This is a genomic window from Streptacidiphilus sp. BW17, from assembly GCF_041262485.1.
GTDB lineage: Bacteria > Actinomycetota > Actinomycetes > Streptomycetales > Streptomycetaceae > Streptacidiphilus.
This window is the reverse complement of the sequence record NZ_JBGCCR010000008.1, coordinates 217,510-244,333: the sequence shown is the minus strand read 5'-3', so window position 1 is coordinate 244,333 and position 26,824 is coordinate 217,510. Positions and strand designations below refer to the sequence as shown.

The 26,824-nt window shown below is 70.9% G+C and carries 27 protein-coding genes; 15 read left to right on the top strand and 12 right to left on the bottom strand.

Annotated elements, in window-relative coordinates; translation table 11 throughout:
- Positions 1 to 316: 316 nt before the first annotated feature.
- Both ABH940_RS13130 and ABH940_RS13125 read left to right on the top strand, forming a co-directional pair.
- Positions 317 to 1,531, top strand: a complete 1,215-nt coding sequence (locus tag ABH940_RS13130; RefSeq protein WP_370062870.1) for a glycosyltransferase — start codon at positions 317 to 319, stop codon at positions 1,529 to 1,531.
- 327 nt (positions 1,532 to 1,858) lie between these two features.
- Positions 1,859 to 2,005, top strand: coding sequence for a hypothetical protein (locus ABH940_RS13125; RefSeq protein WP_370062868.1), 147 nt, complete (start codon positions 1,859 to 1,861; stop codon positions 2,003 to 2,005).
- 143 nt (positions 2,006 to 2,148) lie between these two features.
- Here the strand turns inward: ABH940_RS13125 and ABH940_RS13120 are convergent, their stop codons facing one another.
- Positions 2,149 to 2,883 (bottom strand): DUF429 domain-containing protein, encoded by a 735-nt coding sequence (locus tag ABH940_RS13120; RefSeq protein ID WP_370062866.1) that lies wholly within the window; start codon positions 2,881 to 2,883, stop codon positions 2,149 to 2,151.
- Positions 2,884 to 3,026: 143 nt separating this feature from the next.
- Here ABH940_RS13120 and ABH940_RS13115 point away from each other — a divergent pair, with 143 nt between their 5' ends.
- The gene (locus ABH940_RS13115) at positions 3,027 to 3,161 is read left to right on the top strand and encodes a hypothetical protein (RefSeq protein ID WP_370062864.1); all 135 of its coding nucleotides are present in this window, start codon (positions 3,027 to 3,029) and stop codon (positions 3,159 to 3,161) included.
- A 93-nt stretch (positions 3,162 to 3,254) separates the two neighbouring features.
- Here ABH940_RS13115 and ABH940_RS13110 read toward each other — a convergent pair whose 3' ends face one another.
- From ABH940_RS13110 to ABH940_RS13100, 3 genes are all read right to left on the bottom strand, one after another.
- Positions 3,255 to 4,064 (bottom strand): SUKH-3 domain-containing protein, encoded by an 810-nt coding sequence (locus ABH940_RS13110; protein WP_370062862.1) that lies wholly within the window; start codon positions 4,062 to 4,064, stop codon positions 3,255 to 3,257.
- Positions 4,065 to 4,275: 211 nt separating this feature from the next.
- Positions 4,276 to 5,157 (bottom strand): helix-turn-helix transcriptional regulator, encoded by an 882-nt coding sequence (locus ABH940_RS13105; protein ID WP_370105318.1) that lies wholly within the window; start codon positions 5,155 to 5,157, stop codon positions 4,276 to 4,278.
- Positions 5,158 to 5,234: 77 nt separating this feature from the next.
- Positions 5,235 to 5,450 (bottom strand): tautomerase family protein, encoded by a 216-nt coding sequence (locus ABH940_RS13100; protein ID WP_370062858.1) that lies wholly within the window; start codon positions 5,448 to 5,450, stop codon positions 5,235 to 5,237.
- A gap of 560 nt (positions 5,451 to 6,010) precedes the next feature.
- On the opposite strand from ABH940_RS13100, the gene ABH940_RS13095 reads away from it, so the two are divergent.
- The gene (locus tag ABH940_RS13095) at positions 6,011 to 6,739 is read left to right on the top strand and encodes a hypothetical protein (protein ID WP_370062856.1); all 729 of its coding nucleotides are present in this window, start codon (positions 6,011 to 6,013) and stop codon (positions 6,737 to 6,739) included.
- A 66-nt stretch (positions 6,740 to 6,805) separates the two neighbouring features.
- On the opposite strand, the gene ABH940_RS13090 is transcribed toward ABH940_RS13095, so the two are convergent.
- Together ABH940_RS13090 and ABH940_RS13085 are read right to left on the bottom strand one after the other, a co-directional pair.
- Positions 6,806 to 7,762 (bottom strand): aldo/keto reductase, encoded by a 957-nt coding sequence (locus ABH940_RS13090; protein ID WP_370062854.1) that lies wholly within the window; start codon positions 7,760 to 7,762, stop codon positions 6,806 to 6,808.
- A gap of 48 nt (positions 7,763 to 7,810) precedes the next feature.
- Entirely contained in the window at positions 7,811 to 8,437 is a 627-nt protein-coding gene (locus ABH940_RS13085; RefSeq protein ID WP_370062852.1) for a maleylpyruvate isomerase N-terminal domain-containing protein, read from the bottom strand.
- Positions 8,438 to 8,719: 282 nt separating this feature from the next.
- On the opposite strand from ABH940_RS13085, the gene ABH940_RS13080 reads away from it, so the two are divergent.
- The 5 genes from ABH940_RS13080 to ABH940_RS13060 all read left to right on the top strand — a co-directional run bounded on the left by ABH940_RS13080 (position 8,720) and on the right by ABH940_RS13060 (position 12,831).
- Positions 8,720 to 9,358 carry a GntR family transcriptional regulator gene (locus ABH940_RS13080; protein WP_370062850.1) on the top strand — a complete coding sequence of 213 codons (639 nt, stop codon included), beginning with the start codon at positions 8,720 to 8,722 and terminating at the stop codon, positions 9,356 to 9,358.
- A 105-nt stretch (positions 9,359 to 9,463) separates the two neighbouring features.
- Complete coding sequence (locus ABH940_RS13075; protein WP_370062848.1) at positions 9,464 to 10,165, top strand: DUF969 domain-containing protein; 702 nt, start codon at positions 9,464 to 9,466, stop codon at positions 10,163 to 10,165.
- A complete protein-coding gene (locus tag ABH940_RS13070) occupies positions 10,162 to 11,130 on the top strand; it encodes a DUF979 domain-containing protein (protein ID WP_370105317.1) in 969 nt (322 codons plus the stop codon). The genes ABH940_RS13075 and ABH940_RS13070 overlap by 4 nt, the downstream gene beginning before the upstream one ends.
- Positions 11,131 to 11,146: 16 nt before the next feature.
- Positions 11,147 to 11,776, top strand: a complete 630-nt coding sequence (gene pcp, locus ABH940_RS13065; RefSeq protein WP_370062844.1) for a pyroglutamyl-peptidase I — start codon at positions 11,147 to 11,149, stop codon at positions 11,774 to 11,776.
- Entirely contained in the window at positions 11,773 to 12,831 is a 1,059-nt protein-coding gene (locus ABH940_RS13060) for a DUF2891 domain-containing protein (RefSeq protein WP_370105316.1), read from the top strand. The genes pcp and ABH940_RS13060 overlap by 4 nt, the downstream gene beginning before the upstream one ends.
- A gap of 76 nt (positions 12,832 to 12,907) precedes the next feature.
- Here the strand turns inward: ABH940_RS13060 and ABH940_RS13055 are convergent, their stop codons facing one another.
- Positions 12,908 to 14,032 (bottom strand): alkene reductase, encoded by a 1,125-nt coding sequence (locus ABH940_RS13055; RefSeq protein WP_370062840.1) that lies wholly within the window; start codon positions 14,030 to 14,032, stop codon positions 12,908 to 12,910.
- A 100-nt stretch (positions 14,033 to 14,132) separates the two neighbouring features.
- On the opposite strand from ABH940_RS13055, the gene ABH940_RS13050 reads away from it, so the two are divergent.
- Positions 14,133 to 15,053: a sigma-70 family RNA polymerase sigma factor gene (locus ABH940_RS13050; RefSeq protein WP_370062838.1), complete on the top strand. Its 921-nt coding sequence runs from the start codon at positions 14,133 to 14,135 to the stop codon at positions 15,051 to 15,053.
- 25 nt (positions 15,054 to 15,078) lie between these two features.
- Here the strand turns inward: ABH940_RS13050 and ABH940_RS13045 are convergent, their stop codons facing one another.
- The 3 genes from ABH940_RS13045 to ABH940_RS13035 form a co-directional block, all read right to left on the bottom strand.
- Positions 15,079 to 15,978, bottom strand: a complete 900-nt coding sequence (locus tag ABH940_RS13045; protein ID WP_370062836.1) for a polysaccharide deacetylase family protein — start codon at positions 15,976 to 15,978, stop codon at positions 15,079 to 15,081.
- 103 nt (positions 15,979 to 16,081) lie between these two features.
- Positions 16,082 to 16,720, bottom strand: coding sequence for a maleylpyruvate isomerase N-terminal domain-containing protein (locus tag ABH940_RS13040; protein ID WP_370062834.1), 639 nt, complete (start codon positions 16,718 to 16,720; stop codon positions 16,082 to 16,084).
- A gap of 171 nt (positions 16,721 to 16,891) precedes the next feature.
- Complete coding sequence (locus ABH940_RS13035; protein WP_370062832.1) at positions 16,892 to 18,208, bottom strand: aminotransferase class I/II-fold pyridoxal phosphate-dependent enzyme; 1,317 nt, start codon at positions 18,206 to 18,208, stop codon at positions 16,892 to 16,894.
- 170 nt (positions 18,209 to 18,378) lie between these two features.
- Between ABH940_RS13035 and ABH940_RS13030 the strand changes: the two genes are divergently transcribed.
- Positions 18,379 to 19,005, top strand: a complete 627-nt coding sequence (locus ABH940_RS13030) for an FMN-binding negative transcriptional regulator (RefSeq protein ID WP_370062830.1) — start codon at positions 18,379 to 18,381, stop codon at positions 19,003 to 19,005.
- 86 nt (positions 19,006 to 19,091) lie between these two features.
- A complete protein-coding gene (locus ABH940_RS13025; RefSeq protein ID WP_370105315.1) occupies positions 19,092 to 20,048 on the top strand; it encodes a phosphotransferase family protein in 957 nt (318 codons plus the stop codon).
- Between the two features lie 25 nt (positions 20,049 to 20,073).
- Here the strand turns inward: ABH940_RS13025 and zwf are convergent, their stop codons facing one another.
- Both zwf and ABH940_RS13015 read right to left on the bottom strand, forming a co-directional pair.
- On the bottom strand, positions 20,074 to 21,438 hold the full coding sequence (zwf, locus tag ABH940_RS13020; RefSeq protein ID WP_370105314.1) for a glucose-6-phosphate dehydrogenase: 1,365 nt from the start codon (positions 21,436 to 21,438) through the stop codon (positions 20,074 to 20,076).
- A gap of 190 nt (positions 21,439 to 21,628) precedes the next feature.
- Complete coding sequence (locus ABH940_RS13015) at positions 21,629 to 23,212, bottom strand: DUF4157 domain-containing protein (RefSeq protein WP_370105313.1); 1,584 nt, start codon at positions 23,210 to 23,212, stop codon at positions 21,629 to 21,631.
- A gap of 448 nt (positions 23,213 to 23,660) precedes the next feature.
- Here ABH940_RS13015 and ABH940_RS13010 point away from each other — a divergent pair, with 448 nt between their 5' ends.
- From ABH940_RS13010 to ABH940_RS13000, 3 genes are read left to right on the top strand one after another with little or no spacing between them, the layout of a single operon-like run.
- The gene (locus tag ABH940_RS13010) at positions 23,661 to 24,092 is read left to right on the top strand and encodes a hypothetical protein (protein ID WP_370062822.1); all 432 of its coding nucleotides are present in this window, start codon (positions 23,661 to 23,663) and stop codon (positions 24,090 to 24,092) included.
- The gene (locus tag ABH940_RS13005) at positions 24,089 to 25,984 is read left to right on the top strand and encodes a GMC family oxidoreductase (RefSeq protein WP_370062820.1); all 1,896 of its coding nucleotides are present in this window, start codon (positions 24,089 to 24,091) and stop codon (positions 25,982 to 25,984) included. Before ABH940_RS13010 ends, ABH940_RS13005 begins: the two co-directional genes overlap by 4 nt.
- Entirely contained in the window at positions 25,981 to 26,811 is an 831-nt protein-coding gene (locus tag ABH940_RS13000; RefSeq protein WP_370062818.1) for a hypothetical protein, read from the top strand. The genes ABH940_RS13005 and ABH940_RS13000 overlap by 4 nt, the downstream gene beginning before the upstream one ends.
- Positions 26,812 to 26,824 lie beyond the last annotated feature (13 nt).

Below are 26,824 nucleotides of genomic sequence, written 5' to 3'. Positions count from 1 at the left end.
CACGAGGGATCGCTGAGCCTGCACACCGGCCGAGTGGACGTGCTGGAGGGTGTCGACTGGCAGATACCGGGCGTCCGGGACATCCGGGACCCGTTCAACCCGAAACGGATCACAGACGTTCGGACCCTTCGCTCCCGACAGCGGTGGACTCCCAGCGCCGACGAAGTCCAGCGTGCCCGGGCGCAGAACGCGACACTGATCGCCTGGTGGGTGGCGACCCACTACTACATCCGCCCGAAGCGCGTCCCGTTCTGCACCGCGCGCACGGCAGCAGAGCGACCCGGAGGAGGGGGCGCCTTCTGGGGAGAATCGCTGTTTGCGGATTCTGATCATCACCGCCGGATCACGAGGCGACGTCGCGCCGTTCACGGGTCTGGGTCGGCACCTGCTCGATGCCGGACACCAGGTCACCGTCGCTGCCCATCCTCCGTTCGCACCCCTCGTCGAGGCGTGCGGCCTCCAGTGCAGCCCGCTCCCGGGAGACCCGCAGGAACTCAACCGCTCCAGGGGCCGGGCGGCCACACCCGAGGAAGCCCGGACGGTGATGACGACGTTTCTGGACGGGCTCGCTGACGGAGTGGTGCAAGCCGTGGCCGCCGGGGCTGACCTGCTGCTCACCGCCTTCGGCCCTTCGGCACTCAGCCGAGCGGCAGGGGAAGCGTTCGACCTTCCCGTCCTCGGGACCTACCTCGCACCCGCCTTCGCCACCCGGCTCTTCCCGCTGCCCGGCTCCCCGGCACACGACGACCTCGGACCGGATGGGAACCTCGCCGCCGGACAAGCGGTGCTCCGCCGCGCGGACAAGGTCTTCGCGGGCGCGGCAGAGCGGATGCGCGCTCGCCTCGCTCTGCCCGACGCAACGCGCAGGGTGCCGGTCGGACACGGCGGGCCGGTCCTCCACGGCTTCAGCCCGCTGGTGGTGCCGCGCCCGGAGGACTGGCCGTCCGGGGTCGACGTGGCGGCCTACTGGTGGCCTGCCCGACCGCAGGGCTGGCAGCCTCCTGCCGAACTCGTCGACTTCCTCCAGGCCGGGCCGCCCCCGGTCTTCATCGGATTCGGCAGCATGGCCCCTGGGCAGGGCCAGCGCCTCAGCGAACTGGTGGCTGCGGCGGTGCGGCGCGCGGGTGTGCGCGCGGTTGTGCAGACGGGATGGGCCGGGATGAGCGCAGCGGGAGACGACATCATGGCCGTCGGCGACCTGCCCCATGACTGGCTGTTCCCCCGCACGGAGGTCGTTGTCCACCACGCCGGAGCGGGAACCACCGGAGTCGGACTGCGGGCCGGAGTCCCCACGGTGCCCGTCCCCGTCATGGCCGACCAGCCGTTCTGGGCGGAACGCCTGCACCGGCTCGCGGTCGCCCCTGCGCCGCTGCCGTTCCAGGATCTCACCGCCGGGAACCTCGCAGCCGCGATCACAGCCGCCAGGACCGAGCCCGTCCGCCGCCGTGCGGCCGACATCGCCCACCGAATCGCAGCAGAGGACGGCCCCTCCGCCGTCCTCGCCCGTATCGAACGCGGGTTTGCCCGCTGACCCCGGAGCCCCTTGACGAACCGTGCCTCCAGCAACCACAGTCGTCGTCGCGCGCAGCAACCGCTACCGGGACAGGCCCGCGGTCAGGGCCCCTATGGCTCGTAGCAGTTCACGAGTGACCAAGCCCGCGACGACCATCACGACCACGTCTCCCGCAGTGATCCCGCCTTCCGGGAACGTCTGGCACAGGCAGAGGGCTTCGTTCTCTCGGACCTGCACGGCCACGGCGGGGATCGGCCCTGGACCAGCGTCTCCACCCCCCTCGCCCCGCTTCTCGATCACCCGGATGACGGCGGCTCAGACCTCACACCCACCCAATGCGCTGCGATGACGCCCTGCCTCGAAGCGATCACCGACCAATGGCAGGAGGAGGGCCAAGACGCGCTTGCCAACCAGCACGTCGAGGACGCCCGCCGACTGGCCATCGTCCTGCGCTTCTGCGCAGTCCGTGAGGTCGAGCTGCACTTCATCTGAGGTGAGGGACGGGAGTATGCGGATGGCCCTGGGCACCCTGACGGGTGGCCGGGGCCATCTGCGTTACTCGGGTCAGTCGGGGACGACGTTCGCGGCCTGCGTGCCCTTCGGGCCCTCATCGACCTGCTGGGCGCGAGCCGCATCTATTCGGGGAGTTGGGGAAACGATCCCGGGTTCGGCATGTGGATCCAGCCTTCCGCCCGTGCCGCCTCTAGCTGTGTGCCGGTGGGAGCGAGTGTCAGCTTGAGAGCAACGGCGCGGGCGGTCAAGGCGCACACCAGAGCGTCGAAGGCGTGCTCACTCGCGTCGTAGGCCGCTCGTGCCGCCGAATCGCACCGCACCCACGGTGCCGCGGCCACGAGATCGCCCATGCTGCGTTCTTTGGAGAGCTGCCACTGGTGACGTGAGGCCTTCGGGTAGACCTCGCAGACGCGCCCTGTTCCAGCCCGGTCGATCCGGCAGCCCCGCGCACGCAGGGCGTCCTCCAGGTGAGCCCAGCGAGCGACCATCGCACCAATCCGGTCGAACGGCGCGGGCAGCGGCGGGCTCAGCGGGCGCAGCCGCTCCCAGGTGAGCTGGTCGGTAAGCCGGTACCGCAGGTGATCCTTGCGGTAGCGCTCGCTGTCCTGGCCACGGCCCGGCCATTGACTGCCTGCCAGATGCGCGCTCACCGCGCGTACGAACTCGGCGGGCCATCCGAACGGCGTGTCGATCCCGACTCGGTCGTCGGAGCTCAGGTCCGCGATCAGGTCGACCAGTTCCTCATCGGTGCACCGCAGCCTTGGGGTTTCGACGAAGGCTGCCCCGTGGCGCCAATCCACCACCGCCACCGCCGTCTTGGAACGGTCCGCTGACAAGTCGATCCCCACCGTGAGCACCAGCTCATGGTGCCACTCCCCCAGCTGCCCGTGACAACCCTCTGCGGTCTCCCGCATCGCTGACGGGCCAGACGCCTGGGTCGCCGACGCCCTACTGGCCTGCAGCGGCCGACTCGAGGCCGAGAACTACATTGGGTTTGGAAGTGCGCGAGGCAGCCGTCCGGCTTCGGGTGGAGGAACTGGAAGCCGAGGTCGCCGAGCTGTCTGAGAAGCTGGAGTTGGCCCGGGAGGGGCCGGAGCGGCCGATGCCGACCGGTCGACCGGTCGACCGCGGGTGAGCGCGCACCTCCGAGCTTGAAGCGGCTCGCGCCGCCAACCGGGAACTGACACGCTCGCTGAACTCAAGGTGCTGACGGAGACTGCGACCCTGCTCAGACAGCGCTCGCAACCCTGGTCGGAGCGATACCCAAGACGAGCTTCTCCAACGCCTCCTGGGCAGTTCCGAACGTCGCGGCCCAAGTCTCGATGAGGTAGACCTCGCTGGTCTCGTCGATGCCGAGGAAGAACCTCCCCTCGTCGAGCTCGCCGATCGGAAAGAGGTCCCGGCCCAGCGTTTCGCCCCAGTCAGCGAAGCGGTCCTCCTCGCCCATGCAGCAGTCCGGTTTGAAGTGGAACGGCGTCTTCGCGCAGGTGATGCCCGGCCCGCTGATCTGCACCTCCAGGCCGCCGAACTCGGTCAAGAACCGTTCGGCCGCGTCATGCATGCGGACCAGGCCGCTTCTCTCCAGCGTCTCGCGCCAACCCTTGACGGGGACTGACCGTCCCGGGTGCCATCCGGCCTCCCGCATGGTCTGCTCGACCACGCCGGTGTCCCGCTTCGCGGTCGCGGTCGCGGCGACCCAGGCCTGGTCCACCGGCACGTCCTCCGGCCAGCCGGGCCGCCAATTCGCCCGCCAGACGTCAAAGTCGTCCCGCAAGAAGCGGCGATCCACTGGCTTGAGGCGCACCTGGTGTCGCTGATCGGCCCACCAGACCTCGAAGTCGGCCTCGGTCCCCACGCTCGGCCAGAGCTCAGCGAAGGTCGGCAACAACAACACGTCGACGAAACCGCCAACCGGCAGACCGATATCGACGAAGACTCCGGTCGCACCCGGGTTCGGGACCGCGGTCACGCGCCCCCGGAACCGCTGCCCGAGCCGCAGCCCTGCACGGGTCTGGATCCATTCCTCTTCGCTGGCCACACGCCCAATCCTGGCACCGCAGATCGTTAACGCAACGGGCTTTGCTACTCGGCTGCTTGGTCGGCATCGTTCTTCAGATGAGCTGGGACCACGGATCTTCGCCCGCGTCCCGCAGCCGTTGCTCCTCGCGCCAGTGCATGAACACCCGCTGTCCGGACTCCACGGTGCCTTCCGTCCAGAAGTCGTCGGGATTGGTGACGCGGGATTGGAGCTAACCGGCTGAACGGACTTGCGGCACGGTGATGTCCGGCCCGCCAGTGAGGTCTTGGGTTCCTATGACGCCGAGCAGCCGCAGTTGCTCGACCGCCGGGCCGCCGGGCGGGGCGGTGTAGAACTGGAGCCGCTGCTGGCCGTCCTCGCTGAACAGGTTCTGGCAGTTGATCTCCACGACGCCGAGCGTCGGGTGGATGATTCGCTTGCGCTCGCCGCGTCGGACGGCGACGTCGCCGGTGGCCCAGAGCTGCGCGAATTCGGCGCTCGACCGTCGCAGTCGGCCGACCAGCTGCCGTGTCACGGGGTCATGGTCCCGGCGGGCCACGCCGGCGCGCAGGTCGGACACCAGGACGCGCGAGTGGTGCGGGTGGTCCTCGACCGGGTAGACACCGCGCGAGCCGGGGTCGGTGAACCAGCGGTGGACGAAGCTGGCCTGCGGGCCGGCACCGGTTACCGGCGGGCCCAGCAGTGCGGTGGCCAGTCGGTTCTGGGCCAGCGTCTCATGCAGGTCGGTAATGATGAGAGCCGGCGTGGTGTCCAGCCGGTCCAGCAGGGTCAGCATCGCCGGCTGCACGTACGCCGCAGTGCCGTGTGCGGCAGCAGTGACCGGGCGCCCGGCCAGCAAGAACAAGTGGTCGCGTTCGTCAGTGTCCAGGCGCAGCGCCCGGGCCAGGCCGGTGAGCATCTGGACGGTGGGTTGGGAGCCGCGCCCCTGCTCCAGTTCGGTGTAGTACTCCACCGAGGCGCTGGCCAGTTGGGCGACCTCGTCGCGGCGCAGGCCCGGTACGCGGCGGCGGGTGCCGGCCGGCAGCCCGGCCTCGGCCGGGGTGATCCGGTCCCGCCGCGACTTCAGGAAGGTCCCGAGTTCCGACAGATCCATGTCTTCGAGTCTCTTCCAGTTGCAGGGGTGCAGCCAGGGGATGGCGTCCCCTGGCTGCGTGCCGGGTGCGAAGCGGGTCAGGTCTGCGGTCCGGCGGCCAGCTTGGCCAGGGTCAGGACATCGCCGCCGATGCCCCAGCCCCCGACGGCGACCTCCTCGACCAGGACCATTGTGCTGGCACGGGCGCGCTCTCCGAAGATCCGGACGTACAGCTCGGTGGTCTCGGTGACGATCTGCTCCTTCTGCTTCTCGTCGAGGGTCTTCTCCGGGACCTTGAAGTTGGCGAACGGCATGGTGCGTTCCTCTCGTGACGTAATGTCGGTGTAGTGCGGGGTGTTGCAGGGAGCCGCCTGTGGTGAGCAGTTCCTCCAGCCGGATGCAGCGGAAGCATTCTGCGCGGACCCGGTCGGCGACCGCGCAGACGACTTCACTGCCGTCGCGGCCGGGTCTCTGGCACCCCGTCGTGATCTCCACGATCGCCGGTGTCCGCGCAGCCAACCAGGGTGTACTCACCCTGGTGTCGCCGTCCCCAGCCTCGAATCATCTGTCGCAGACTGGTGCGGGCCGCGGCCAGGTCTCGTTCACGTTCGTCTGCCCGGTCCGCCAGGGGCTGGAGCCTGATCAGCTCATATTCGAGCGCACTCCACGGATCACCGCACCGCTTTGGTCCGGGCCGGTGCTCACCGCAAGACCGGCCGCGCGCGCACTCACAGGACACGTTGCCCGAGCCGGCGTGGCGCTATGGCGTCGCCTCAGCAAACCAATCTCTCCAAGAGCCTCACCAGGCCCCCACATTGTCCTCTTCGGAAGCGCATACCGTGAGCCAGTACAAGATTCCGTTCGAGACCCCTGGATGCCGCTCGTGGATTACTGCGCCTCGTGCCGTCGGCACGTCAACGGGGCCCTGTCGTGTCCTGGTTGCGGCACCTACTTTCTGACCGACTCCCCGTCCGTCGAGAACGCCGAACCCACGACCGCGATACCCGATGAGTCGGCGCTGGTCGCGGTGGCCGCGGGCGGGCGCGCAGCGCGGCGACGGCAGCTGGCGCGGTTGAAGAAGCACAAGCGCAGGGCCGCCACCGCGGCGGTCTTCGCTGTCTTCGGTGGAGGTCTGTCGCTCGCGGCGCTGCCTGACGGTGCGTCCGCCAAGCCAGCGGATGCGAACGCGGCCATGGCGCCCCAGGCAGGAATTCAGGTCAACACTCCTACAGCGGTCGCCAGTACCCCGCCGGCGCAGCCGGTCGCCACCACGACGCCGCAGCCGTCGGCGCCTGCCTCCACGCAGGCTGTCTCGAACACCCACTCAGCGGTGCCGGTGCAGCCCACCGCGGCCCCGATGACGCAGGTCGTCACCCCGGCGCGCACTCAAGCCAGCACTCGGCAGGCCTCGGGCCACTCCGCCGCTCCGCGCACCACCCCCGCCGCCGCGCCCACAACGGCGGCCACTCCCACCACCGGGGCCACGCCGACCTCGGCGCCCACGACCGGCGCCACGCCGCCGAGCTCCAGCGCATCCTCGCCCGCCACCAGCTCCACGAATCCGCCCACCATCTGCCTGCTGGGACTTGTCTGCCTCAACTGATCACGGCGGGCTGGGTGAGACGAACGGCCGTGGCCACGATGCCGCCACCCCTCGCCCGCCGAGCTCTCAGGCAGTGCCGGACTCCGCATCGAGGGCCGCGTCGATCTCCGCCAGTTCCTCGGGCGTCGGCGCCCACTGCCCCGCAGCGGCATTGGCGCGCACCTGCTCGGCGCTGGTCGCCCCGGCGATGACCGAGCCGCAGCCGGGCCGCGCGGCGAGCGCGCCCACGCCGATCTCCAGGATGCTCCGTCCGTGGGCCTCGCCCCAGGCCGCGAGGCGTTCGACCGCGTCGAGACCGGCCTCGGTCACCCGCTCGGGCCGCGACGCCAGGCGTGAGCCTGCGGGCACACCCGTCGCGCGGCGCACCTTGCCGGTCAGCAGGCCGTTGGCGAGCGGGAAATACGGCAGCACACCCAGGCCGTAGTGCAACGCCGCCGGTACCACCTCCCGCTCCGCGCCGCGTGCGAGCAGCGACCACTCGTTCTGGGCCGAGACGAACGGGACTGCCCCGGTCTCCCGAGCCACGTGCGCGGCCTCGGCGATCTGCCAACCGGCGAAGTTGGAGTGCCCGATGTAGCGGACCTTGCCCTCGCGTACCAGCTCGCTGAGCGCGGCGAGCGTCTCGGCGATCGGCGTGGACGGGTCGGGCGTGTGCAGTTGGTAGAGGTCGATGTGGTCCGTCTGCAGGCGCCTCAGCGACTCCTCGACCGCGCGCCGGATGTAGGCCCGGCCGCCCTTCGCCCCCGCGGCGGGCCCGTACCCAAGATCGCCGCTCCGATGGCCGAACTTCGTGGCCAGCACGACCTCGTCACGCCGCCCCTTCAACGCCCGACCGAGCAGCGTCTCGGAGCCGCCTCCACCACCGTAGATGTCGGCGGTGTCGAAGAGGGTCACCCCGGCATCCAGTGCCGCGTCGACCACCTCGCGCGTCTGCGCTGCGTCGAGGCGTACGCCGAAGTTGTTGCAACCCAGTCCGACCACCGAGACGAGGAGCCCACTGTTGCCCAGCGATCGATATTCCATGAGGTCACTCTAGTTCTGACAGGGCGACAGGACCGGTCAGTCCGGTTCCTACCTCATCACCAGGAGCACGGCATCCGTGGTCCGGCCGGCCGCCGCCTCGATGAAGACCGTCGGATCGACCACGTCCACCAGCAGGTCCCGGGTGGCCCGCACTGCTGCGGCAGGCGGTGGAGGGCCGCCGACGGCGTCGATCAGGTCCAGCAGGTGGACGGTCGCCTCCGTCACCGCGATCTCGCGCAGCGCCCCCAGTGTGACCGTGCCCGCCCGATGCGCGACGGGTGTGTCGGGCGGGAGGGCGGCGAGCTCCGCGACAGCCGCGGGGCCCAACTCCGCGAAGCGCCTGATCAGTTCCTCCGGCGTCATGCTGTCGGCCGTCTCCCGGGCCTGCGCGGCGACCAGGTCCGCCGCGCTGTGCGCCACACCGCCGGGCCGGTTGAAGATCCGGAGGATCTCGGCCCCGCTGGTGACCTTCGGCGGCTCCTCCAGCACCGCTTCGCGCAGCCCGGCGAGCATCGTCGGGTCCAGCGCCACATGGGCATACAACGCCCGCACCGACCATCCGGGCAGTCTTGTCGGCCGAGTCCATTCGGTCGGCGCCAGCGCAGCCCCGCGCTCCGCCCAGGAGTGCCACAGCTCGACCAGCAGGTCAGCACTCGACGTGTTCTGATGTGCCATCACGACCTCCCTTGCCGACCAGCGTACGAGGCTGCGGAGCCGAGGCCGCCCGACCGTCCGCCGTGCGGCGTGTCAGTGGCACCGCGCCGGCCGGAAGCGCACGAGTGCACCCGGTGCGGCCCGTGCCGCCGCCTCCAGCGACGCCGGGTCGCCGGGTCGCCGGGTCGCCGGGTCGCCGGGTCGCCCACCATCTCGATATTGTTCAACAATCCAGCAGAAACGTTGAACAAAACCGGCCGCTGGGATTGACTGATCACGGCACGCGGGCAGGGAGGAGCACCGATGGGAACAGGCACCGCGCAGCGAGCGGCGGAGAGCTTGCGGGAGCGGATCACCGAGGGTGTCCTGGTGCCCGGGTCCCGACTGGTGGAGGCTGAGCTCGCGGCCGGGCTCGGGGTCTCACGCAACACCCTGCGGGAGGCGTTCCGGCTGCTCACCCAGGAGGGCCTGCTCACCCACGAGCCCAACAAGGGGGTCCGGGTACGCCGCCTGACCAGCGCGGACCTGGCCGACCTCTACCAGGTCCGGCGGCTGATCGAGTGCGGGGCGCTGCGCGAACTGCGCGGCGGCGACTACCCGCTGGCCGCGGTGCGGGAGGCTGTGCGGGCCGGGGAGCAGGCCGCTCTGGAGGGCCGCTGGAACGACTGCGGCACTGCGGACATCCGCTTCCACCAGGCCCTGGCCGGGCTGGCGGAGAGCCCGCACGTCGACCGGCTGATGGTCCGCGTGCTGGCCGAACTGCGGCTGGCCTTCCACGCGATGGGGGATCCCCGCCGGTTCCACGAGCCCTATCTGGGCCGCAACCGGCAGCTCCTGACCACCCTGGAGGCCGGCGAGGCGGAGCAGGCGGCCCAGGACCTGGCCTTCTACCTGGAGGACTCCCGACGCCAGTTGGTCGAGGCGTACTCCCGACTGCCTTAGGCCCTGTCCGTCCCGGAAAATTTCTCCCGCAGCACCCCTTGCCTGATTGTTGAACAATCCATAGCGTCCTCCGCAACAGAAGCACGGAACACGGAAGGACGCCTCATGATCGTTCTGCTTGGCGTGCTCGTGGTGGTCCTCGGGTTCGCGACCAAACGCAATCCGCTCCTGGTCGTCGGCGTGGCGGGGATCGTCACCGGGCTGCTGGGAAAGCTCTCCCTCTCCGGCATCCTCGCCGCCTTCGGGCAGGGCTTCGCCTCCAGCCGCGCAGTGACCGTCTTCGCCATCACGCTGCCGGTGATCGGCCTGCTCGAGCGCAACGGACTTCAGGCCCAGGCCCGCAATCTGATCGGCAGGCTCGGGAAGCTGACCGCCGGACGCTTCCTCGTTCTGTACCTGCTCCTCCGCCAACTCACCGCGGCCGTCGGCCTGTCCAGCATCGGCGGCCCGGCGCAGACCGTACGGCCGATGGTCGCGCCGATGGCCGAGGGAGCGGTCGAGCGCCGGATCGGCGGGCCCCTGCCGGAGGCGGTCCGGGAGAAGGTCCGCTCCTACGCCGCCAGCGCCGACACCGTGGGCTTGTTCTTCGGCGAGGACTGCTTCCTTGCGGTCGGCTCCATCCTCCTGATCACCAGCACCGTGAACGCCGCCTACCACGTCAGCCTGCAACCGGTGCAGCTCGCGGCGTGGGCGATCCCGGTCGCGGCCTGCGCCTTCGTCATCCACGGCTTCCGGATGCTGCGCCTGGACCGCAGTCTCAGCACCCTGGCGCCGACCGCCGAGAAGGTCCGTGAGGCAGCCGAATGATCAAGTCCGAGTGGTTCTACTGGCTGATCGGAGCGATCTTCCTGGCCATGGCCGGGCAGATGCTCTTCGACCGCAGCAACCCGAAGCGCTTCGGCACCTCGGCCTTCTGGGGCCTGCTGGGCACGGGCTTCATCTACAGCACCTGGGTGCTGAACCACCAGGCCCCGGCCCAACCGCTGGGCCTGGCCGTGCTGGTGACGATCTGCCTGGGCGGCTTCAACCTCACCGGCCGCGGCAACCCGCGCACCACCTCCCCCGCCGAGCGCGAGCAGCGCGCCGCCCGGCTGGGCAACAAGATCTTCATCCCCGCCCTGGTCATCCCGGTGGTCGCGGTGATCTGCTCCACCCTGGTCAAGGCCTGGCGCATCGACGGCAAGCCTGTTCTGGAGAGCGGTGCGGAGACCGTCCTGGGCCTGGGGATCGGCGCGATCGTGGCGCTGCTGGTGGCGATGGTGATCGTGCGCGAGCGCAACCCGGCCGTCCCACTGCACGCCGGGCGCGGCATGCTGGAGTCCATGGGCTGGGCGCTGCTGCTGCCCCAGTTGCTCGCCATCCTGGGCGCGATCTTCCAGGCCGCCGGCGTCGGCACCCAGGTGGGCACGATCGTCAACTACGTGCTGCCGCACCGGCAGACCTTCCTCGCCGTGCTGGTCTACTGCCTGGGGATGGCCCTGTTCACCGCGGTGATGGGCAACGCCTTCGCCGCCTTCCCGGTGATGACAGCCGCCGTGGGCTGGCCGATCCTGATCCAGCAGATGCACGGCAACGCGCCCTGCGTACTGGCCGTCGGCATGCTCGCCGGGTTCTGCGGAACCTTGTGCACCCCTATGGCGGCCAATTTCAACCTGGTCCCGGCCGCGCTGCTGGAGCTCAAGGACCAGTACGGCCCGATCAAGGCCCAACTGCCCACCGCCGGCGGCCTCTTCGTCTGCTGCGTCGCCATCATGTCGCTCTGCGCGTTCTGAGTTCGGAAAGGTCTCCATGCCTCGCGTGCTGCTCACCGGCTTCGAACCCTTCGGAGGCGAATCGGTCAACCCCTCCTGGGAGGCGGTCCGGCTGCTCGCCTCCGAGCCCGACGTCTCGACCGTCCGGCTCAGTTGCGTCTTCGGCACCGCCCTGGACGAGCTGCGCGCGGCGGTCGAGCGCACCGATCCGACGCTGGTGGTCTGCGTCGGGCAAGCCGGCGGGCGCACGGACCTCACCGTCGAGCGCGTCGCGATCAACCTGGACGACGCGCGCATCCCGGACAACGCCGGTCAGCAGCCGATCGACCGGCCGATCGTGCCGGACGGCCCTGCCGCGTACTTCTCCTCCCTCCCGGTCAAGGCCTGCGTCGCGGCGGCCCGCGGGACCGGGCTGCCCGCTTCGGTCTCGCACAGCGCCGGCACCTTCGTCTGCAACCACGTCGCCTACGGGCTGGCGCACCTGATCGCCACCGAGCGGCCAGGGCTGCGCGGCGGCTTCGTGCACATTCCGTTCGCTCCGGAACAGGTCCTGGACGGGCAACGCCCCTCGCTTGCGATCCCGGCGGTGGCCGAGGGACTGCGCGCGATCGTCTCCACCGCGTTGAACGGCCAGGAGATCACCGAGGTGGGAGGTGCACTGCATTGAACGCCCTTGCGCGGGACGCCGCCGCGTCGAACCGCTCCTCGTGGGACGCCTCCGCGTCGAACGCCGGATTCGCCCGCCTCGCGATGGAGAACATCACCCGCGCCTATCCGTACGCCCCCGCGCAGCTGCTGCGCGGCCCGGAGGACCTCGTCCCACCGCGGGAGCGGCACCCGGTCTTCTTCGGCTCCTACGACTGGCACTCCTCGGTGCACATGCACTGGCTGCTGGTCCACCTGCTGCGCACCACCCGTGCACAGCTCGACGCGGAGCTCGACGCGGAGCTCGGCGCGGAGCTCGGCGCGGAGCTCGGCGCTGAGGCGGTCGAGGCGCTGCTGGACACGCAGTTGACGCTGCCGGCCGTCCGGCAGGAGGCCCGCTACCTGCTCGACCATCCCGGCTTCGAACGCCCCTACGGCTGGGCCTGGCTGCTCACGCTCGCCGCGGAGTGCGCGGACACCCGCTGGGCCCAGGCACTGGCGCCCGCGGCGGAAGCGGTCGCGGCGCTGTTGCCGGCCTGGCTGGAGAAGGCCACCTATCCGGTGCGGCACGGCGTGCACAGCAACAGTGCGTTCGCGCTGGGGCTGGTGCTGGACGCTGCGGCCCCGGCCGGCCATCCGGAACTGGAGCGCCCGGTGCGGGCGACGCTGCTGCGGTGGTTCGAGCAGGACCGCGCCGCCCCGGTGCACTGGGAGCCGTCCGGGCAGGACTTCCTCTCACCCACGCTGTGCGAGGCAGAGGCGATGCGGCGGGTGCTCCCCCAGGACCGGTTCACGGAGTGGCTCGCGCGCTTCCTCCCGGAGGCCGGGCCCTTGCTGACGCCGCCCCGGATCTCCGATCGGGCGGATCCGCAGATCGGCCATCTCATCGGGCTGTGCTTCTCCCGGGCGGCGGCGCTGCGCGGCCTGGCACCGTTCATGGCCGGGGCCGGCGAGGCGGCTCAGGCACATCTCGTGGTGGCGGAGGAGTTCCTGGCTTCGACCGACTTCACCACCGCGCACTGGTTGGCGACCTTCGCGGTCCGTGCGCGCATGCCCCGTGGGGTCGCAGCGGGCTGACTGCCCGTCGGCCCGCTCGTCGGCCCTCTCGACGGAGGGGAGTGGGCTGTCGGCGCGCGCCGCACGCCGGGCCCGTTCACACGCCGCAATCACAGGCCGGGTGGTCGAGATACCCGCGGACTCCCCCGGTGTAGTAGGTACTCGGATCCCCCTGAGCCAGCCTGCAGCCGAGCGCGAAGCGGGTGACGAGATCCGGGTTGGCGACGAAGTGCCGGGCGAAGGAGACCGCGTCGGCGACACCGGCCTCGATCGCGGCGTTCCCCGACTCCCGGTCGAAGCCGTTGTTCGCGATCAGCGGCCCGGCGAACAGCCGACGGTAGCGGGCGAACAGGCTGAGGTCCGGGCCATCCGGTCCGGTCGGGTCTGCACCGAGGAGGTGCAGGTAGGCGACGGCCGGACGGTCGTTGAGAGCCGCCGTCAACTCGTCGTACTCGGTGAGCCGATCCGGGTCGAAGGCGAACTGTCCGCCCGTGTTCCAGTACGGCCCCAACCGCACCCCGACCCGCGGCTCACCGCCCCAGGCCGCGGCCACCGCGTCGATGATCTCGAACAGCAGGCGCCGCCGACGCGCCCGGTCCCCGCCGTAGGCGTCCGTACGCCGGTTCAACCTCGGACTCAGGAACTGAGGAATCACATACACGCCCTGGGCGGGCAGTTCCACGCCGTCGAACCCGGCCCGCCGCGCGTTCACCGCCGCGGCCGCGTAGTCCGCCACCGCCTGTTCGATCTCGGCCACGGTCATCTCGCGCGGAGTGCGGGTCGGCTTGGGCCCCGTCGGCGTGAACACCGTCTGACCCGGGTTCACCGCCGACGGGCCGGCGGGCAGTCGTCCGCCGTGGTGGTCCGGGTGGGAGACCGCGCCCGCGTGCCACAGCTGGGCCACGATTCGGCCACCGAGCGCGTGCACGACGTCGGTGACCCGCCGCCAGCCCGCCACCTGCTCCGGGCTGTAGATCCCGGGGACGTTCACCTGCCCGATCCCCCGCTCGCTCACGAACAAGCTCTCGCAGATGACCAGGCCCGCCGTCGCGCGCTGCGCGTAGTGGGCGACGTGCAGTTCAGTCGGCACCAACCCCGGGTTCTCCGCGCGTGCCCGCGTTGTCGGCGCCACCACCACGCGGGTGGGCAGGCGCAGGACGCCCAGGTCGAACGGCCGCAACAGCGGTTGGGTCAGGGCAGTGGTCATGGTCGTCGTACTCATCACCGGGATCCTTCCGATCATCCGCGTTTCTCGCGGGTCTCATACGATCGACGCGAGTCACGCGGCAAAGGTGACCGGAGAACGGGGAGACCGGAGACCCATGGGTGAGGACGCACAGACCGCGACGGCCGAACTGGCCGAGCGGTTCGAGACACTGCGCCGGCCGCTGCGCGCACTCGCCTTCCGCATGCTCGGCTCCGTCAACGAGGCGGACGACGCGGTCCAGGAGACCTGGCTCAAGCTCCACCGCACCGGTGCCGACGAGATCCGCAACCTCGACGCCTGGCTGCGCACCGCCGCCTCCCGGGTCTGCCTCGACATGCTCCGCGCCCGTGCCGCCCGCCCCGAGCAGCCAGGCGCGCATCAACTCGGCGCGCCCCAACTCGGCGGCGAGGAACCTCAGGCGGTCGGTGACGGAGCGGACCCGGAGCAGGAAGCCGTGCTCATCGACAGCGTCGGCCGGGCCATGCTGGTCGTCCTCGACGCCCTCGCACCGGCCGAGCGGGTCGCGTTCGTGCTGCACGACCTGTTCGCCGTCCCCTTCGACGAGATCGCGCCCATCGTCGACCGCTCCCCCGCTACCACCAAGAAGCTCGCCAGCCGCGCCCGCCGCCGCGTGCACGCGGCCCCGGCAGCGCCCCCAACGCAGGTGGCCCGGCAGCGCCGCGTGGTCGAGGCGTTCCTCACCGCCTCACGCACCGGCGACCTCGCCGCCCTGCTGCACCTGCTCACCACCGACGTGGTCCGTCACACCGACCCGATCGCCCTCCCACCCGGCGCGGCCACCGAGGCCCGCGGCGTCCGCGACGTCGCGGACGGGATCCTGGCCTTCGGCCGCCGCGCCCGCCACGCCGCCCCCGCAATGGTCGACGGCACCGTCGGCGCGGTCGTGGCCCCGCACGGCCGCCTGGCCATGGTCATCAGGTTCACCATCGTGGGTGACCGGATCGCCGCCTACAACGTCATCGCCGACCCCGCACACCTTGGTCAACTCACGCTCGCCGTACTCGACGAACACTGAACGAACGCCGAGCGCTTCGCCGGCTTCAACGCGAACTGAACTTCTCTGTCCAGACTCGCTGGATCAGTTTGTAGTCGATCACCACGATGCCCTCCTGGCGCAGGACTTCCCGGGCTTGAGGTGATGTCAGGAACTCGTAGTCAGTGCGTCGGACGAGCCAGCCGTCGTCAACGGCCCGCGAGACCTCATCGGCCAGGCTGGGATGGACAGCCCACTCGTTCAGACCACTGGGAAGATCACGTAGCAGCCGAGCATACTGGGCCGCTTTCCCCGCGCTGTCCAGGGAGAAGCTGTCCAGGAAGTCGTTGTCGACGGCCACCAGTCCTCGTCGCCGGACCACGTCTCGCCCCAGCTTCAGCCAGGTCCGGACCGCGAGGCCATACTCGCCGGCCAGCGCCAACGTCAGGTCGAAGATGTCGTCGCGTCCTCCGTCGGCCAGGCAGTGGAAGTCCAGATGGGTCGGAGTGAGCCCCACGTCGGCGACGGCGTCGATCTGCGCGCGGAACTCCAGCTCGACCTCGTCGAGTCGCGCCTGACCCAGCAGAGCCGCCCGTCCAGCCGATGTTGGCGCGAACAGCTGACCCTTGTCGTCCAGCAGTGACGGCACTTTCTCCTCGCCGGCGAGCGGGCCCCATCGCAGCCGAGGCATCTCGCACACCAGCGTGAGATGGATCCCGAACCCGATCCCCGGTCGCCGGCGCAGACGCTGCATGGCATCCGACGCCGCCGGACACGAGGGCATCACGCTGCAAGAACTGGCGATCCCCTGCTCGATCGACTCAACCACCGCGGCGTTGATCGCCGGATACATCCCGAAGTCATCGCAGTTGACGATCAACAGTCGGGAATCCGGAGGAAATCCGAGTTCCTCGGTGGACTGAACGGACGGCCTCGGAGCACCGGAGGGGAAGGCATCTTCATTCATGCCCGCAGTCTGAAACCTCGCCAAGTCACCTGCACGGCATTTTCCCCGACCTCGGCCGAGCACTCGACCATCCCCAACCCTCGCCGCTCGGGTGGCGCTTGCGCTAGAGCGCCGAGATGGAAACAGGTGCGCGTTCGCTGCGGCTCAGTGCACGCAGGACATTGGTCGCGCCGTGCCGCCGCAGGGCGATCCGGGTGAGCAGGTCCACGACGGTTTCGACGGCAGGGACCGGGAACTCCGGCGTCGGCAACCCGACGCTGTACGCAAGGTCGTCGGAGTGGACGACGAGTTCCAGGAGCCGGCTGGTGATGAAGTCGTCGAGACCGATCGACCACGGCCCCCAGGTGGGGCGTCGAACCCGGCGATTCAGTCTGGCGGGCAGGCTGCCGCGCAGTTCCTCGACGCACGCGGCGACTCGCGTGGCCAGGGCGGCCGGACCCTCGGCTGCGTCTTCCTCACCGCCGGATCGGATGGCCTGGTTGAACGGCGTGTCGAGGTCTGAGCCGATCCAGCTGACTCGCGCGTAGTACTCGTGGATCGAGATGACGGGCTCGGTAGGTACTGGCTCTGCGAGCACGGTGGGGATCAGGAAGACCTGCCCGGCCAGGTGACCCGCCAGCCCCTGGACGCTGAGCTTCGCCAGCGCGGAGGGCTGGAGCCAAGCCTCTGCCACTTCCGGTGCGGCCAACAGGTTCGCCGCTGTGTCCGCCACACTCAGGTAGAGCTCCCTCACCTGCGTCACGTTGCCGTTCTCTCTGTCGCTGTCGGTGGGTGTCTGCCCGGTCCACCTCACGGCACGGGCGACGCACCAATAACGACAGATACGACATCAAGTCACATACCGTCCCCCTCTTGGAAGTCAGGTGGAATCTGTCCGGGGAACCCCGCAGTTGGACGCCGCCACCCACGCATGTCAGACCGAGCGCGTGCGGCGCTGGGGCTGGACGGACTCCGCGACGGCGTCGGCGAGTTCGGCGGCCTCCTCCGGTGCGAGGGTCGCCGTGGTGGCCCGGACGAACGGCGGACTGGCGAGGCGGTGCGGCTCACCGGCACGCAGCAGCCAGCCGCGCTCCTGCAGCGACCGGAGCGTCGTCGCCTCCTCCAGCACGGGGATCATCACGTTCAGCCCCGAGCGCCCCGACGCGGCCACCCCGCGTGCCGCCAGCTCGCCGAGCAGCGCCTCGCGGCGCGTCCGGTAGGTCCGCTCGGCCAGCCGGATCATGTCCTGCACGGCAGGGTCGGTGGAGAGTTCCAGGACGATCTGCTGCAGGATGTGGCTGACCCAGCCGCTGCCGAGCCGTTGGCGGCCCTCGACCCGACTGACCGTCATCGGGTCGCCGGCGACGTACGCCAGACGCAGGTCCGGCCCCAGGGACTTGCTGACCGAGCGGATCACCGCCCAGCGTCGGCGTCCGGTCGTGAGTGTGAAGAAGTCAGTCCCGGCCGTCGGGCCCATGTGGTCGTTCTCCACGACCAGGACCTCCTGGTGGCGCTCCAGCACCGCGCACAGTTCGGCCGCGCGGACAGCGTCGAGGGCGGCTCCGGTCGGGTTCTGGGCCCGGGGGGTGAGGACCAGCGCCGCAGTCTTCCCCGTCAGGGCCGCCTTCAGGGCGTCGGGCACGAGGCCGCGCTCGTCGACCGCGACCGGCACCGCGGTCAGGCCGCACGCCCGCACCAGGTCCAGCACGCCCGTGTAGCAGGGGTCCTCGACCAGGACCTGGTCGGCGGGGCGCAGCCACGCGGACAGCACCCGCTCGACCCCGTCCATTGCCCCGCTTGCCAGGCACAACTGCTCCTCGCCGATGCCGAGTTCGGCGAACTGGAGGGATGCCCGCCCGGCCAGCGCGGGCAGCATCGTGGGCGAGCTGTAGCCGTCGTGGCCGAAGTTCACGACGTGGGCGGCGCGGGTTACCGACGGCATCAGCTCGGGATCGGGATTGCCGTCGCTCAGGTCCCTGGCCCCGGCGGGGACCGCTCCCGGCACGCGGCTGATCAACGGTGGTCGGGCGCTGATCCGGGTGTTCCGGCCGACCTCGCTGGTCAGCACGCCGCGGATGCGCAGATCCCGATAGGCGGCGGCCACGGTGGCGGGGCTGATCTGCAGGTGGGCAGCGAGCGCCCGCACGGAGGGCAGCACGTCGCCGGGCGCCGCCTGCCCGTCGCGGACGGCGCGTTCCACGCTGTCGACCACCTCGCGTGAGGTCCGGCCTTCGATACGTACAAGATCCACGGCCGCAAGTGTACTAGTACACCGCCCGTGCACCGATAGGCGGGAGCGGACACCGAGATCCCGGCCCTGACCGCTTGCGGTCATCCCCAGACCCGGATTAGTGTTCCATGACACTTGAAGAAGTGTTCTAGCACGGTTGGGAAATTCTGCTTCTCCTGTGAGGACGTCCAGTGCTCGAACAGCCCCTCTACGCACTCACCGATCCCGACGAGCTCCGCTCGCTCATCGCCGGCCGGGGATGGGCCACGCTGGTCAGCGCCGTTCCCGACGGCGCCCCGGTGGTGTCGCACGTGCCCGTCATCCTCGACCCCGATCGGGACGACGCCACCGTGCTCGGCCACCTCGCCCGTGAAGACGCGGAACTGCACGAGCTGGGCCGACACCGCACGGTCCTGGTCTTCGAAGGCCCCAACGGGTACATCTCGCCGAGCTTCTACGAGAGCGGCCCCTACGTGCCCACCTGGAACTTCGTCGTCGCGCACCTGCACGGCACCCCCGAAATCCTCAGCCCCGACGAGACCTACGAGGTGCTGGACAGGACGGTCGACCACTTCGAGGCCGCGCGGCCAACTCCCTGGCGCCTGCCCGAGGTCGAGGAGTACGCACGGCGCATCGCCCCCGGGACCACGGGGTTCCGGCTCACCCCGAGCCGCGTGGTGGCCAAGGCCAAGCTCAGCCAGGACAAGCCGCACGAAACAGCCCAGAACGTCGTCAACGCGCTCCGGCGCGACGAGGACGTCCACCGCAATCCCGCACTTGCGGAGGCCATGTCGAAGGCACTGAGCCTGCCGGTGTAGCGCGCCGAGAAAGCCAGGACCTGCCCTGCGCCGCCCAGCCCTGCCCCGCACCCGTTGAGGCGAAGTAGACCCGATACTCTCCCCTCGTGATCACCAGTGAGGACCAGGGCTGGGCCGCCACCCGTGCGTGGGTGGAGCGGCGGTTCGCCGCCGGGGAGCGGATAGCCGACGTCACGCGCCTGCGCGGCGGCTGGACGTCCGAGATGCGACGACTGGACATCGTCGGAGCGGACGGGGGTGGGCGCGCGCTGGTGCTGCGTTCGTTCGTCACACCCTTCTACCGCCGCCACGCCGACGGCCTGCTGACCCGCGAGGCCGCGATCCTGCGCCTGCTCGCCGACACGGACATCCCCGCCGCCACCCTCGTCGACGCCGACCCGACAGCGACCGCCTGCGACCACCCGTCCCTGCTGATGTCCCTGCTGCCCGGCACCGTCCGCCTGGACGACCACGGCGCCCGGCACCGCGCCGACCTCCTGGCCGCCCAGCTGGTGCGCATCCACCGAGTCGACGTCACTTCGCGGACGAGGCCGCGGACCTGGCAGCCTTGGACCTCCCCGGAGCGGGTGCGGCTGCCTGAGCAGACCACGCGTCCGGACCTGTGGCGACAGGCCGTCGACGTGATCCGGCAGGAGCCTCCCGCCCACCGGTCCTGCTTCCTGCACCGCGACTACCACCCCGGCAACGTCCTGTTCGACGGCAGCAGCGATGACGTCCGCATCAGCGGCGTCGTCGACTGGGTGGAGACCTCATGGGGCCCGGCCGACCTGGACGTCGCCCACTGCTCGACCGCGCTCGCCCTGCTCCACGGCGTTCCCACGGGAATGAGCTTCGCCGACCGGTACCTCGCCGCAGGAGGAGAGCTCACCGACGACAACGCGGCGCACCTGTACTGGCGCCTGCTCGACGCCCTCGCCTTCGCCCCCGACGCCGAGAAGGTCGCCGTCCCCTGGCGGGCACTCGGCCGCCACGACCTCACTGCCGCCCTGCTGACGAGCAGGCTCGAGCAGTACCTGCAAGCCCTCCTCGAACGCTACGCGTAGCCGCCGGCACCCTCGCAACTGCGGCTCAGGCGACCGGGTCGTGCCAGAGGTCGCCGCGGGGCAGGAGTGCGTCGGCCTCCTTCGGGCCCCAGCTGCCACGTTCGTAGGGGTGGACCGGCACCGCGTCGCCGAGGACGGGGTCGACGATCCGCCAGGCGGACTCGACCGTGTCCTGCCGGGCGAAGAGCCAGCGGTCCCCGTCCAGGGCCGCGCCGATGAGCCGGTCGTAGGGGCGCATGTCCGAGCCGGGCTGCTCGGCGAAGATCAGCTCCTCGTGCTTGGCGTGCCACCCGCCGCCCGGCTGCTTGCCCGCCAACGCCAGCCCGACCTGCGTCTCCGGCCAGACGCGGAACCGCAGCCGGTTGCTGACGGGTCCGGGCCGGATCCCGAAGAGGTCGTGGGGCGCGGCCCGGAAGACGAAGCTGACCTCCGTCGCGGTCACCGGCAGGCACTTGCCCGCGCGGATCACGATCGGCACGCCCGCCCAGCGCCACGACTCCGCGGCCAGCCGGACAGCGGCGTACGTCTCCGTCGTCGACTGCGGGGCCACCCCGGCGACGTCCCGGTAGCCGGCGTACTGACCGCGCACCACATGGTCGGGCGTCAGCGGACGGATCGAGTTGACGACCGCGGCCTTCGCGTCCCGCCACGAGTCCAGGCCGGTGCCGGACGGCGGCTCAGCCAGCGCGGTGGCGAGGACCTGGAGCAGGTGGTTCTGCACGACGTCACGGATCGCGCCGGTGCGGTCGTAGAAGGCGCCGCGGTCGGCGACGTCGAAGGCCTCGGCCATGGTGATCTGGACGCTCTCGACATAGGTGCGGTTGAGCAGCGGCTCGAAGACCGCGTTGGCGAACCGCGCGAAGAGGATGTTCTCCACCGGGTCCAGGCCCAGCCAGTGGTCCACGCGGTAGATCGCGTCCTCGGGGAAGAAGCGGTGCAGCGTCGTGTCGAGGGCGCGGGCGCTGTCCAGGTCGGTCCCGAACGGCTTCTCGACCATCACCCGGGCACCCTCGGCCCGCCCGGCGGTGGCGATGCCCTGCGCGATCCGGGCGAACAGCGGCGGCGGCACCTCCAGGTAGAACAGCGCACCTCCGGATGCCGGGCCCATGGCCTCGGACATCGCGTGGTAGGTCGCGTCGTCGCCCAGGTCCCCGTCCACGTAGCGCAGCAGGCCGAGCATCGTGCGGGCCGCATCGGAGTCGGGATCCAGGCCGTTGAGCCGGAGCGAGGCCGCAGCGTAGTCCCGGAACTGGTCCAGCCCCCAGCCGCTCTTGGCCACCCCGACCACGGGGGCGTCCAGCACACCGCGTTCCACCAGCCCGACCAGCGCCGGGAAGGTCTCCAGCTTGGCCAGGTCCCCGGTCGCACCGAAGATCACCAGCGCGTCCATGCGATCACTTGTCGTGCGCCCCGCTGTCGTGCGCCCCGCCGCCATCCGAGCCTCCCGTGTGCCGTGTCCCTCCCCAGGCTCGGGGCACAGCGCTCAGTGGGCAGCGCGAGGGGGCCGCTCAGGTGACAGGCGCACCGGCATGGAGGAGGTGCCCCATGGGGAGGGGATTCCCGTACGCCTGTCCGGCGGATCAGAACCGAGGAGCCCGAGCCCCCGCCGCGATCAGGATGAACTGGGCGTACGAGTCGGCGTTCATCAGTGCCCGCTGACCCATGGCGTACCAGTTCGCCTGCCGACCGGACTCCTTGTTCTCACCGCTGTACTTGGAGGGGTCCCGCAGGGCGCGCTTGCCGATCATGTTCCGCTCGGTCTCCGCCGCCGCCTCGGGCATGGTGGCGGCCAGGCCGGCGAGGTACTCCTCCTCCTGCAACTCCGAGTCGTGGGCGCTGTACTGGTAGTCCAGCGTGCCCGCGAACCGGTGCGTCGCCTCATGGATGACGTACCAGGCGACCTGGCCCTCCTCCGTGAGGTTGATCGGGCCGCTGCGGCCCGTGTCCAGGGGCGGCAGGTCCTCGCTCTTCTGCTGGTTCGGGTTGGTCGCCCGGGTGTACAGGTCCTGCCAGCTGGAACCGACCCAGCCCGCGACTCCGCGCGGCACCTTCCCGTTGCCGACCAGGGTGAACTCCGCCCCGTGGGCGTTGAGCCCGGTCTGGATACGCCGTACGACCTCGGTGATGCGCGGCAGGAAGGTGGCGATCTGCTCGGGCGTCGCGGACCGGAACACCGGGAAGCCCGACTGAAGCCCCGTCAGCAGCTGGCCGCCCGGGTCGTTCCCCGCCGCCGCCAGCAGCGTCAGGGCCGTCGCGATGGCCTGCTTGGCCTCGACCAGGGCCCCTCGGGTCTGCGACTCGCGCTGCGGGTACTCGCGCTCCGGAATGGCGCCGCTCTTGCCGAACTTCGCGTTCGCGCTGCTGTGCACCTGCCGGGTCGCGTCGTCGTAGACGTCCCCGTGCCGTGGTGCGCCATGGCCGTCGATGCCCAGTTGAGTGGAGGTGCGGACCTCAGTCCGGTTGTCCCTGTTGACCCAGCGGGTCTCCCGGCCCGAGCGGGGGTCGCTGAAGTTGGCGCCCTGACTGAACTCCCAGACCGTACGCTGGACCGCCGGACCCCTGTGGGTCGCGTCGGCGCGAACCCCGGCCGTGCGCTGCGCGACGACGGACGGCGCGGTGGCCGCTCCCGACGCGAACGCGGCGCCGTCGGCGGCAGCCGCGCGCTCCGAGCCCTGCCCCGGGTCGGTCACCGTGACACCGGCGCCGCTGTCGTTGCCCGTCTCGCGGATCCCCCGGAGGTTCTTGTCGAGGTGGCTGGCCTCGTGGGCCAGGATCTCGGTGTTCCCGGCGGCCGACGGGCCGAGGAAGATGTGGCTGCCGATCGTCATGGCGTGCGCGCCGAGCGCCGCGGTGGCGCGTTGGGCGGTCGCGTTGTCGTGCACGCGGCCCGCGGAGAGGCCGTCGTTGCGGTAGAACGTCTTCGCCTTGGAGAGGAAGGGTCCGGGGAGCGGGCTGCTCGGCGTCGCCATCGCGGCGTCGATGAGGCTGCGACGGCTGGTCGGTTCGGTGTCCTCGGCGCCCCCGTGCGCGTGGCCGTGCTCTGCAGCCTCCGCACGCTGAACGGCTGGGTCCGCGTGCTCGCATCCCGGCCCGTGCTGGTGCCGTTCCTGCTCGACCACGCGGGCCACCGCGTCGTTCCCCGCCGCTTGCTGAAGGTCCAGCATCCGTTGGACCGGTGCCGGCGCGCCGGCACCGGCACCCGCACCGGTCCGGGTCGCTCTGTGACCGGCGTCCCGCTCGTTCGATGACCGGTTCGGCTTTCCCCGCGCGTGCATGACGTTCCCTTCGAACCCGCGTACGACCAGCGCCCCATCCTTACCGGCGCGCCGCCGCTTCCCGAAGGTCCGCAAGATCATTTCTCAGGGCAGCCCTGACGGTCCGTAGGGCGGGTCGACCTCGGGGCGGGCCGGGGCGCGACGCGGCAGGAGATGTCGATGTACGGCGTCCAGCCGCAGGACACCTACCCGCAGTTGGAGGGGGGCGCCTCCCCGACCGGCCTGCGTCGTGGGAGCCGCCGTGAGAGACGTCGTGCGCATGCGCATGAACAAGACCCGGATGAGGAAGGCTCCTGGCAAAGTAGTCGTCATGAGCATGAAAACAACGGGGGATGGAATGACGACCGTAGACGCGTTCCTTGCAGCGTCCGCGACGCTGACGGGCTTCCGCGAGGAGGAGTTACAGAAGACCGGACTGGTCGGGTCGTATCTCCTGCTGATCGCCGGAAGCGTCGGCGACCAGCCGTTACAGGGTCTGGTCGAGACCGTCGCCGCCGCGCCGGACCTCTCCCTGCTCCTGGCCGCCGCGGAGCGTGACCCGGAACTCGCGGTGCTGGCCCGCGCCGTGGCGCACCTCTGGTTCACGGGTGTCTGGTCCCCACCGTCCGGCCTCGGCCAGCCGTCCCTGGCCTCGCCGCAGGGCTACTCGCAGGGCCTGGTCTGGCGCAGTTTCGGCGCGGTGCCTCCCGGGACGGCCGGACCGGGGCACGGGAGCTGGTCGTCTCCCCCGCGTCCCGTCGGCCGGGGCATTCCTGCGGGGTCCCGGTGAGCGACCTGGATGCGCAGCGGTGGGACGTGGTCGTCGTCGGCGCGGGCTTCGCCGGAAGCCTGGTGGCGAAGCGGCTCGGCGAACAGGGCTGGCGGGTGCTGGTCCTGGAGGCCGGTCCTGGAGGCCCGGCCGGTGCGGAGGCGGAGGTCCGGTCGGCGGCCGTCGAGCGCTTCGGGGCGGCGCTGTGGAAAACACCCAACTCCCCCTATGAGACAAGTCGGTTCGCACCGTCACCGGACGTGACGGAGCTGGAGGGACTGACCGGTGGCGGGTTCCGCGCACACGGCTACCTCGAACAGCGCGGCCCGCTCCCCTACGCCAGCGGCTACCTGCGCGCCAACGGCGGCACCGGGCTGGCCTGGACCGGGCTGACCCCGCGCATGCACCCGGAGGACTTCCGCTCCGGCGACTTCGGCCACGGCCGCAACTGGCCGATCGGCTACGGCGACCTGGAACCGTACTATCGGGCGGCCGAACGCGAGCTGGGCATCTCCGGAGACGCCGACGAACAGCGCGCCGCCGTCGGGCTGCCGTTCCCGGACGGCTACCGGTACCCGATGCGGGCGATCCCGCGCAGCCACCTCGACCAGGTCATGGCTGCTGCCCTCGACGGCCACCACGTTCGCGACCCCGGCACCGGCCGACCCGTGGCGCTGCGCGTGACCACCACGCCGCACGCCCGCAACGGCCTGCCCCACCCGGACGAGCCCGACCCCGGATACGGCGCGCCGTGCTCCGGGCACGCCAGTTGCGTGCCCGTCTGCCCGTCCGGCGCAAAGTACACGCCCCTGCGCACGCAGTCCCGCTGGCCGGCCAACGTCACGCTGCGCACCCGCAGCGTCGTCACCCGGGTACGCCTGGACAGCGACGGGCGCGCACGGGGCGTGGACTACCTCACCTATGACGGCGCCGGACCCGAAGGCGCCGGAACCCAAGGCGCCGGAACCCAAGGCGCCGCCCCGAGCGCCCGGCCGCACCACGTCCTCGCGGAGCTCGTCGTCCTGGCCGCACACGCCATCGAGAACGCCAAGGTGCTCCTGCTGTCCGGGGCCGCCGACAGCAGCGGACTGGTCGGCCGGAACCTGATGGACCACCCGGTCCTGCTGACCTGGGGATTGATGCCCCAGCAGGTCGGCGCCTACCGAGGACCGGGATCGACCTCCGGTCTGGAGGGGTTCCGCTTCGGCCGGGCTCGCGCGCACCGGGCGCCGTTCCGCGTCGAGATCGGGAACTGGGGCTGGACCTGGGCCCTCGGCCCGCCCGAGGGCCGGGTCGCCGAGCTGCTCCGCTCCGGCGGCCCGCACCGCCGCGGCCTGCTCGGCAGGGAGTTGCGTGATGCGCTCGCCGACCGGGTCGGCCGCGAGTTCGCCTTCCAGTTCGAGATGGAGCAGGACGCCGACCCCGCCAACCGCGTCGCTATCGATCCCCGCCACCGCGACCGCCTCGGGATCCCCCGACCGGTCATTCACTACGATCTCTCCGGGTGGGTGCGGCGCGGCGTCGCCGCCGCGAAGCACGTCTCCGACCGACTGTTCACCCTGCTGGGAGCGGAGGACCACACCCGCTTCGAGCCCGGCCCCGCGTGGCCCGGCTACTTCGAACACGAGGGCCGCGGCTACGGCTACCGCGCCGCAGGCCACGGCGCGGGCACCCACATCATGGGCGACTCGCCCTCCTCGTCCGTGGTCGACCAGTGGCAACGGTGCTGGGACCACCCCGGGCTCTACGCGGTCGGCTGCGGCTCCATGCCGACCGTCGCCACCTCGAACCCCTCCCTGACCATGGCCGCCCTCGCGCTCCGCAGCGCCGAGCGGATCCACCTGGACCTGAGCTCACGCCGCCGCGTCGTCACCGCGGGCGCGCACCCGATCGAAGGAGACCTCGCGTCGTGAACGACCGCCGCCCGCTGCCGCTGCCGCCCGTCGCCGCACCGTTCCAGCTTCCGTTCCACTACGGCGCGCTGCACAACATCGGTGTCGACTTCCTGACCGACGCCGAGCCGGCCCGCAAACTCCTCGCCCAGCGACACCCGGCCCTGGCCGCGGCCGACTTCGGTGGACGGGCCTGCGTGTCGGTCAACTACCAGCTCTACTTCGCGCAGTATCCCAACGGCGGAGGCATCACCCAGGAGATCGAGATCAACCTGATCGCACACCCCGCGGGCGAGGAACACCGTGTCGCCGCGATCGGCTACCAGGACTACGCCCGCGGGATCGACCAGACCAAACTGCTCGGCATCGCCCGGCTCCACGTCCTGTGCGACAACCCGCTCGCCATCGACGCGGGACGCCTGTTGTACGCGGAACCCAAGCACCCGGGCTCGTTCGAGACCGTCATGCCGTCCCTCAACGGCCCGACCGACCACCACGCGTGGTCCATCATCTGCAAGACCCCCGAGGGCGCTCCGCTGCTGACTCTCGACGCCGACCTCGCCGGACTCGACGGGGAGCCCGTCAACAGCGCCCCCGTCACCGGCTACGGCACCGACGCCGAACAGCGCCTGCTCGCCGGACCGATGAACGTCTACCACCCTTACCGCTACCACCCGCTCGACACCGCCACGGCCGACCGCGTCCGACTGACCGTCACCGCCCCCGACCACCCGGCCGGCGCCGATCTTCAGCTGCTTCTCGGGGACGCCGCGGCGGTCGGCGCCTGGACGTACCAGTCCGCGCCCGTCGCGGCCCACAACCGCCCCTACTACCTCCCGTCCCGGTAGTGAACCCTCCGGT